This is a genomic window from Sphingomonas sp. (assembly GCF_031426035.1).
Taxonomy (GTDB): Bacteria; Pseudomonadota; Alphaproteobacteria; order Sphingomonadales; family Sphingomonadaceae; genus Sphingomicrobium.
The window spans coordinates 1-8,024 of the sequence record NZ_JANPKO010000039.1 but is presented as its reverse complement, the minus strand read 5'-3'; the positions used below and the strand labels follow the sequence as shown (position 1 = coordinate 8,024).

Below are 8,024 nucleotides of genomic sequence, written 5' to 3'. Positions count from 1 at the left end.
CGCCGCTGCCGCCGGCGAAGGTCGTCTTGGCGGTCTCCTTGGCGTTGGTCGCCGCCTCGCGGCCGTGGAGCAAAGCGGTCGCCTCGGTCGCCAGCACGATCTTGGCGTCGTTGATCGCGGCGCCGCCGAGCGCTTCCAGCTTGGCGATCTGCTCGAGCGGCAGGTCGGTGAACAGCTTGAGGAACTTGCCGACATCGGCGTCGGCGGTGTTGCGCCAGAATTGCCAGTAATCGTACGGGCTCAACTGGTCGGCATTGAGCCACACCGCGCCTGCCGCGGTCTTGCCCATCTTGGCCCCGTCGGCGGTGGTGATCAGCGGCGTCGTGACGCCTAACAGCTCGGCGCCGTCGATGCGCCGCCCGAGTTCGATGCCGTTGACGATATTGCCCCACTGGTCGGAGCCGCCCATCTGCAGCCGGCACCCGGCGCGGCGCGACAGCTCGAGGAAGTCGTAGGCCTGCAAGATCATGTAGTTGAATTCGAGGAAGGTCAGCGGCTGCTCGCGATCGAGCCGCAGCTTGACCGAATCGAAGGTCAGCATGCGGTTGATCGTGAAATGCTTGCCGACCTCGCGCAGGAACGGGACGTATTCGAGGGTGTCGAGCCATTCGCTATTGTCGAGCAGGATGGCGCCGGTCGGGCCGTCGTCGAAGTCGAGCAACGCGTCGAACACGCGCCGGATCGAGGCGATGTTGGCGGCGATGTCGTCGCCGGTCAGCAGCTTGCGCGATTCGTCCTTGCCCGAGGGGTCGCCGACCTTGGTCGTGCCGCCGCCCATCAGCACTACTGGCCGGTGCCCCGCTTGCTGCAGGCGGCGCAGCATCATGATCTGGACCAGGCTGCCGACGTGGAGAGACGGCGCGGTGGCGTCGAACCCGACGTAGGCGGTGACGATTTCCTTGTCCGCCAGCGCGTCGAGCGCCGCGGCGTCGGTCGCCTGGTGGATGTAGCCGCGCTCGTGGAGCAGCTGGAGGAGGGAGGATTTGTACGCGGTCATGCGACGCGGCTTAGCCAACTCGTCACCCTCGCGAAAGCGGGGGTCCAGCTTCTTTTCCTGAGCGAAGGCGTTGAGCGGGATTCCCGCTTGCGCGGGAATGACGGTAGGGGAGGGCGATGCAATTCACGCTTGTGCCGCACCCGTCCACGCCGCCGGCGACCGCCGCGCTCAAGCTGTGGGTCAATATCGACCATGCGGCCAAGCTTGGGCCGGTGGCTACGACCAATATCTGGTTCGGGGTCGGGGCGCCCGCCGAGCGGTTCGTCATCCCTAAGTTAACCGAGCCGTGGCGCGCCGATGAATTGTGGCGGACGACCTGCTTCGAGGCGTTTCTGCGGCCGGTGGGGGAGGACGCCTATCGCGAGTGGAATTTCGCGCCGTCGGGCAATTGGGCGGCGTATGATTTTTCGAGCCATCGCGAGGGCATGGCGCGGGCGGAGGTGGGGGCGCCGCCGTACGTCCGGATGGAGGATAATTTCACCTGGTGGGCGGTCGGCGCGACGATCGCCACCGATGCGGAGCAGCCGTGGCAGCTCGGCCTGTCGGCGGTGCTCGAGGAGCAGGATGGCGGCGAAAGCTATTGGGCGCTCGCCCATCCGCCCGGGGATACGCCCGATTTTCATCACCCGGATTGCTTCACGGCGCGGCTTGCCTAAGCAGCACGCATGACCTTGTTCGGAATCGACCGCCTGCTTGCCGAGCCCGAGTTGCGCAAGCCGCTCGACGGCCAGCGCGTCGCGCTGCTCGCCCATCCCGCGTCGGTGACGCGAGACCTCGTCCACACCCTCGACGCGCTGGCCCGGGTCGGGGTCAATTTGACCGCCGCGTTCGGCCCGCAGCACGGGCTGCGCGGCGACAAGCAGGACAATATGGTCGAGAGCGACGACTTCACCGACCCCGTCCACAACATCCCGGTATTCTCGCTGTACGGCCAGTCGCGGCGCCCGACCGGCCAGTCGCTCGGCACCTTCGATGTCATCCTGATCGACCTCCAGGATCTCGGCTGCCGCATCTACACCTTCATCACGACCTTGCTCTACGTGCTCGAGGCCGCGGCGGAGACGGGGAAGAGCGTGTGGGTGCTCGACCGGCCAAACCCGGCGGGGCGCCCGATCGAGGGGCTGACGCTGCTGCCGGGGTGGGAGAGCTTTGTCGGTGCCGGGCCGATCCCGATGCGCCACGGGCTGACGCTGGGCGAGCTTGGGGCGTGGTTCGTCGACCACTTCAAGCTCGACGTCGATTACCGCGTGATCGCGATGGACGGGTGGCGGTCCGACGCCGCGCCGGGGTACGGCTGGCCCGAGGACCGGGTGTGGATCAACCCCAGCCCCAACTCCGCCAACCTCAACATGGCGCGCGCTTATGCCGGGACCGTGATGCTCGAGGGGACGACGCTCAGCGAGGGGCGGGGGACGACCCGCCCGCTCGAGCTGTTCGGCGCGCCCGACATCGACGCGCGAAGCGTGATCGCAGAGATGAAAAAGACCGCGCCGCAATGGCTTGCCGGCTGTGCTTTGCGCGACGTGTCATTCGAGCCGACGTTCCACAAGCATGTCGGCCAGCTGTGCCACGGGGTGATGATCCACGCCGAGGGCGGGTTTTACGACCACGCCGCGTTCAAGCCGTGGCGGCTGCAGGCGCTGGCGTTCCGCGCGATCCGCACGCTCTATCCCGACTATCCGCTGTGGCGCGATTTTCCGTATGAATATGAGTTCGGCAAGCTCGCCATCGACGTCATCAATGGCGGGCCGGGGTTGCGCGAGTGGGTCGACGGCCATGGCGCGCCCGACGAACTCGACGCCCTGACCGCGCCCGACGAGGCCGACTGGGCGGCGCAATCGGCTGGGTTCAAGCTCTATTAGGCTTCGAACAGGCGGTTTTGCGGCACGTCGAACGCCCCGAATGCGGCGAGCCGGCGGAACAGTGGACGGTGCTCGGCGGGGATCGAAGCGAGGTCGGCGGCGGCGAGGTTGATGCGGCGGTTGTTGCCGTAGTTGATGATGTCGATGAACCATGGCCGGGCGTAGACGAGATAGATGATCGGGCGCTCGGCAGCGCTGAGATTGTCGGTGCCGCGGTGCCACAGGCGGTAGTCCATCACATAGCAGCCGCCGCGCGGGTCGTAGGGCAGGTCGACAGCGTCCTCGTCGAGCTTGCCGCGGTGGCTGCCGAGGAACAATTTGGTGGTGCCGGTCGCCGGCGTCAGGTCGACCAGCGGGATCGCCACGGTGATCGCATACGGCCCGACCAGCGAGCGTGCGAGGGGGACCTCGAGGAACAGGTCGTCATGGTCCTTGTGGAGGTGCTGCGGCGCGGCGCCAGGCAAGGCGGTGACGACGGCGATGCTGTCGATCAGGACATCCTCGCCAAGCGCCGCCGTTGCCAGGGCGAGCAGCGCCGGGTTGGCATAGACCTCGGGCGACAGGAACGGCCCCGTGAGCTGGACCGCCAGTTGGAGCCGCCGCTCGCCGACCTTCATCCCGTCCGCAGCGAGGTCTGGGTACTGGCGCTGATACTCGCTGCGCAGCGCGTCGATCAGGGCCGGGTCGAAGATCTGCTCGAGGCGGACGCAGCCTTGCTTGACCAACGCCTCGGCGGCGTCGCTGCTGGCGGCCGCGGTCACCGTCGCCGGCTCAGCGCGCGCATCGCCTGGTCGAGGCCGTCGAGGGTCAGCCCGTACATCCGCCCGCCCATCAGCGCCTTGATCATCGCGGTCGAGGCCGAATAGCCCCAATATTGCTCGGGCACCGGGTTGAGCCAGGCGGCCGCCTGATAGGTGTCGGTCAAGCGCTTGAGCCACACCGCGCCGGCTTCCTCATTGTAATGCTCGATCGCGCCGCCGGCGTGGCTGACCTCGTACGGGCTCATCGCGGCGTCGCCGACGATCACCAATTTATGGTCGGCGCCGAACTTGTGGAGCACGTCCATGGTCGGAATCTGCTCGGTGTGGCGGCGGCGGTTGTCCTTCCACACGCCCTCGTAGATGCAATTGTGGAAGTAGAAATGCTCGAGGTGCTTGAACTCGCTGCGGGCCGCCGAGAACAGTTCCTCGCAGGTCAGCACATGGCTGTCCATCGAGCCGCCGATGTCGAGGAACAGCAGCAGTTTGACCGCATTGTGCCGCTCGGGGCGGAACTGCACGTCGAGCCAGCCCTGGCGCGCGGTGCCGTCGATCGTGCCGTCGAGGTCGAGCTCGTCGGCGGCGCCCTCGCGGGCGAAGCGGCGCAGGCGGCGCAGCGCGACCTTGATATTGCGCGTGCCGAGCTCGCGAGTGCCGTCGAGGTCGCGATATTCGCGCTTGTCCCACACCTTGATTGCGCGGCCCTGGCGGCCACTGTCCTGGCCGATCCGCACGCCCTCGGGGTTGAAGCCGTAGGCGCCGAACGGCGAGGTGCCGGCGGTGCCGATCCATTTCGAGCCGCCCTGGTGGCGGCCCTCCTGCTCGGCGAGGCGTTGCTTGAGCGCGGCCATGATCTCGTCCCACGAGCCGAGCGCCTCGATCTCGGCCATCTGCTCGGGGGTGAGGTAAAGTTCGGCGACCTTGCGCAGCCATTCCTCGGGAATCGCCGCGGCGGGATCCTCGACGCCGCCGACCGCGCCGCGGAAGACCTTGGCGAACACTTGGTCGAAGCGGTCGATCATGCTCTCGTCGTGGACGAACACCGAGCGCGCGAGATAGTAAAATTCGGTCGGGTCGTCGGAGATGACGCCGGCATCGAGCGCCTCGAGCAGCAGCAGATGCTCCTTGAGGCTGGCGGGCACCCCGGCGCGGCGCAATTCCTCGACGAACGAAATGAACATGGGCGCGGCCTAGCCCAAGAGGAGTGGTTAACGAAAGAGTAGTAGGTTGCGCCTATCCCCGCTGCCAAGCACAGGTTGGGGAGCATTGCGGCACATGGCCACGCACGGCATCGAGCAAGTCACCGAAAATGCCATCCGCGCGGTGGCGCGCGACTGCGGCTCGCTGTCGATGGAGTGCAGCGACGTCGCCGGCTACGTCCAGGGCGTGGCCGAGCGCATCGGCGACCATATGAAGATGCTCGACAGCCTGGAGGACGTCACCACCCGGCTGCTCGCCGACCAGGCGCGGGTGTCGGATTCGACCGATGAGGCGCGGCTCTTGTCCGAGCAGGCCAAGGCCAAGCTCGAGGCCGGGCGCGAGGCGATCGAAGGCACCATCGGCGGCTTCAAGGGGCTGACCGAGCTGGTCGTTCAATTGGGCGAGCGGATGGCCGGCTTCGCCGCGGCGATGAACCAGGTGCAGATGGTGTCGTCGACGATCGAGACGATCGCGCGCAAGACCAACATGCTGGCGTTGAACGCGACGATCGAAGCGGCGCGCGCCGGGGATGCCGGGCGCAGTTTCGCGGTCGTCGCCGCCGAGGTGAAAAAGCTCGCCCACGACACCCGCGCCGCAACCAGCCAGATCGCCTCGACCATCGGCGAACTGACCCGCGAAGCCGGCGCCGTGACCAGCGAGATCAAGACCGGGGTCGAGCGCAGCCGCGCCGCGCAGCTCGGCTTCGGCGCGATCAGCGACACCGTGCGCGAGGTCAACGAGATCGTCGGCATGGTCGATCGCCAGACCGAAGGCATCGCCCATTCGACCAGCCTGATCCAGTCCAGCGTCGACCGCGTGAAGGCGGGCCTGACCGATTTCGCCAGCGATGCGCGCGAAAATGGCGGCGCGCTGGTCAAGGCGCACCAGCGCCTGAGCCACCTTGAGATGCTGTCGGCGACGATGCTCGATACGCTGGCCAATTCCGGGGCGGAGATCGACGACACGCCGATGATCGTGATGGCGCAGGATGCGATGCGCGCGATCACCGAGGTGGTCGAGCGCGGGCTGACCCGCGGCGACATCACCATGGAGGCGGTGTTCGACCGCGATTACGTCCCCATCGCTGGCACCAACCCGGTGCAATATGAAAACCGCTTCTGCGATTTCGCCGACGCCCACGTCCGCCCTATCCTCGACCGCTTCCGCCACAAGGAGCCGCGGGTGATCGGCTCGGCCATCACCAATTGCGACGGCTTTCTGCCGACCCACCTCAGTGAGCGCTGCCTGAATCCCGGCGAGGACCCGGTGTGGAACGACGCCAACTGCCGCAACCGCCGCATCTTCATGGACGAGCAGACCCGCGCCGCGATCGTCAGCGAGAAGCCGGCAATGCTGATGACCTACCGCATGGAGCTCGGCGACGAGACCATCCCGGTCAAGAACGTCTACGTGCCGCTCCATTTCAACGGTCGCCGCTGGGGAAATTTCGAGCTGGCTTACCGCGACGATTGAGCGGTAGCGGTCAGCCCTTCCGCCGCGCCATGAATGCGAGGCGTTCCAACAGCATCACGTCCTGCTCGTTCTTGATCAAGGCGCCGTGGAGCGGGGGGATCGCCTTGGTCGGGTCGCGCTGCTGCAGCACTTCCAAGGGCATGTCCTCGTGGAGGAGCAGCTTGAGCCAGTCGAGCAGCTCGCTGGTCGACGGCTTCTTCTTCAGACCGGGCACTTCGCGCAGCTCGTAGAACAGGTCGAGCGCCCGGCCGACCAGGATCTTCTGGATATCCGGAAAATGGACGTCGATGATCCGCGTCATGGTGTCGCGGTCGGGGAAGGCAATGTAGTGGAAGAAGCAGCGGCGCAGGAAGGCGTCGGGCAGCTCCTTCTCGTTGTTCGAGGTGATGATCACCACCGGCCGCTCGGCAGCCCTGACCGTCTCGCCGGTCTCGTAGACATGGAATTCCATCCGATCGAGCTCCTGCAGGAGGTCGTTGGGGAATTCGATGTCGGCCTTGTCGATCTCGTCGATCAGCAGCACCGGCAGGGTGGGCGAGGTGAACGCGTCCCACAATTTGCCGCGCTTGATGTAGTTGGCGATGTCGTGGACGCGCTCGTCGCCGAGTTGCCCGTCGCGCAGCCGCGCCACCGCGTCATATTCGTACAAGCCCTGGTGGGCCCGGGTGGTGGACTTGACGTGCCACTCGATCAGCGGCGCGCCCAATGCCTCGGCGATCTCCTGCGCCAGCACGGTCTTGCCGGTGCCGGGCTCGCCCTTGACCAGCAGCGGGCGGCGCAGGGTGACCGCGGCGTTGACCGCGACCTTTAGGTCGTCGGTGGCGACATAGGTGGAGGTGCCGTCGAAGCGCATGCGGCCGCCCTAGGGGAGGCGACGCGCCGCGGGCAAGGAGTTAGTTGTCGCCGCGGGCGGCGGCGCGGGCCTCGAGCAGGTCGAGCAGGCCGCGGTGCTGGAGCAGCAATTGCTCGGAGCCGAACGCCAGAGCGCGGGCGGCAGCGGGGGTGTCGGCGGCAGCATTGAGCACCGCGACGACCGAGGCTTCGTCGGGCAGCGAGGGCGGCGGGACGGTCACGCCGAGGCGCGCCGCGGCATGGTCGAGCAGGCGGCGGAGCGGCCACCAGTCGCCGACCAAGGCGGTCGCCGCGCCGAGCGCGCAGCCGCAACGCTCCGATCCGGCGAGAATCTCGAGCGCATGGCGCTGGGCGGTGAGGGTCGCTTCGGTCTCGGCGGCGCCGGGGGTCGAGGGCATCGGCCCGACCGCGGCGGTGAGGCGGAGGACGTAAGCGCGCTCGCGCTCGAAGGCGTCGGCGGCACGATTGAGCCACTCGCCGGCGGGTCCCTTGGGGCATTGCGCCAAAGCGATCTGGATGAGGCCGGGATAGCGGCCGTGGATGCTGCACAGCAGGTGCACCGCGTCGGCGATGTCGCGGCCGGCATGGCGGCCGGTGGCCTCGACCAGGGCGGCGAGATGCGGATGGCGCGCCGAGCCGTCTGCGGCGACGCGGTCGAGCTGGGCTTCGGCAACGCTGACCGTCGCGCGGTCGACGAACCGATTGGACGCCATGCTTGTATTCCCCTCGTCCCGAGCCGCCTGAGTGAGGCTTAGGCGAGGGGGTGTAACCCAAGGCCGTAAAGACGAGGTTTATGCCGCCTTAGGCTTTCCTTGACAGAGGTTAAGGACGGATCAGGCGGCGAGGCGGCGCGGTTCGGACTCCACGGAGGCGGTTTCGGCC

The 8,024-nt window shown here is 67.4% G+C and carries 8 protein-coding genes; 3 read left to right on the top strand and 5 right to left on the bottom strand.

What is annotated here, in order from left to right:
- The coding region (gene tyrS / locus RMP08_RS02405; protein WP_310467376.1) for a tyrosine--tRNA ligase at positions 1-997 on the bottom strand (997 nt) is incomplete at its 3' end.
- A 116-nt stretch (positions 998-1,113) separates the two neighbouring features.
- On the opposite strand from tyrS, the gene RMP08_RS02400 reads away from it, so the two are divergent.
- Positions 1,114-1,653, top strand: coding sequence for a DOMON-like domain-containing protein (locus RMP08_RS02400; RefSeq protein WP_310467375.1), 540 nt, complete (start codon positions 1,114-1,116; stop codon positions 1,651-1,653).
- 9 nt (positions 1,654-1,662) lie between these two features.
- Positions 1,663-2,859: a DUF1343 domain-containing protein gene (locus RMP08_RS02395; protein ID WP_310467374.1), complete on the top strand. Its 1,197-nt coding sequence runs from the start codon at positions 1,663-1,665 to the stop codon at positions 2,857-2,859.
- Here RMP08_RS02395 and RMP08_RS02390 read toward each other — a convergent pair.
- Positions 2,856-3,620: a phytanoyl-CoA dioxygenase family protein gene (locus RMP08_RS02390; RefSeq protein WP_310467373.1), complete on the bottom strand. Its 765-nt coding sequence runs from the start codon at positions 3,618-3,620 to the stop codon at positions 2,856-2,858. The genes RMP08_RS02395 and RMP08_RS02390 overlap by 4 nt on opposite strands.
- Positions 3,617-4,798: a VWA domain-containing protein gene (locus RMP08_RS02385; RefSeq protein WP_310467372.1), complete on the bottom strand. Its 1,182-nt coding sequence runs from the start codon at positions 4,796-4,798 to the stop codon at positions 3,617-3,619. Before RMP08_RS02385 ends, RMP08_RS02390 begins: the two co-directional genes overlap by 4 nt.
- Positions 4,799-4,892: 94 nt before the next feature.
- Here RMP08_RS02385 and RMP08_RS02380 point away from each other — a divergent pair, with 94 nt between their 5' ends.
- Positions 4,893-6,290: a methyl-accepting chemotaxis protein gene (locus RMP08_RS02380; protein WP_310467371.1), complete on the top strand. Its 1,398-nt coding sequence runs from the start codon at positions 4,893-4,895 to the stop codon at positions 6,288-6,290.
- A gap of 10 nt (positions 6,291-6,300) precedes the next feature.
- Here the strand turns inward: RMP08_RS02380 and RMP08_RS02375 are convergent, their stop codons facing one another.
- Together RMP08_RS02375 and RMP08_RS02370 are read right to left on the bottom strand one after the other, a co-directional pair.
- On the bottom strand, positions 6,301-7,143 hold the full coding sequence (locus RMP08_RS02375; protein ID WP_310467370.1) for a MoxR family ATPase: 843 nt from the start codon (positions 7,141-7,143) through the stop codon (positions 6,301-6,303).
- A gap of 40 nt (positions 7,144-7,183) precedes the next feature.
- Complete coding sequence (locus tag RMP08_RS02370) at positions 7,184-7,855, bottom strand: DUF6975 family protein (protein WP_310467369.1); 672 nt, start codon at positions 7,853-7,855, stop codon at positions 7,184-7,186.
- Positions 7,856-8,024 lie beyond the last annotated feature (169 nt).

Bases quoted from the DNA above. Each gene is read 5' to 3' on its own strand.
- RMP08_RS02400 (WP_310467375.1), top strand. From the start codon at position 1,114: ATGCAATTCACGCTTGTGCCGCACCCGTCCACGCCGCCGGCGACCGCC.
- RMP08_RS02395 (WP_310467374.1), top strand. From the start codon at position 1,663: ATGACCTTGTTCGGAATCGACCGCCTGCTTGCCGAGCCCGAGTTGCGC.
- RMP08_RS02385 (WP_310467372.1), bottom strand. From the start codon at position 4,798: ATGTTCATTTCGTTCGTCGAGGAATTGCGCCGCGCCGGGGTGCCCGCC.
- RMP08_RS02380 (WP_310467371.1), top strand. From the start codon at position 4,893: ATGGCCACGCACGGCATCGAGCAAGTCACCGAAAATGCCATCCGCGCG.
- RMP08_RS02375 (WP_310467370.1), bottom strand. From the start codon at position 7,143: ATGCGCTTCGACGGCACCTCCACCTATGTCGCCACCGACGACCTAAAG.
- RMP08_RS02370 (WP_310467369.1), bottom strand. From the start codon at position 7,855: ATGGCGTCCAATCGGTTCGTCGACCGCGCGACGGTCAGCGTTGCCGAA.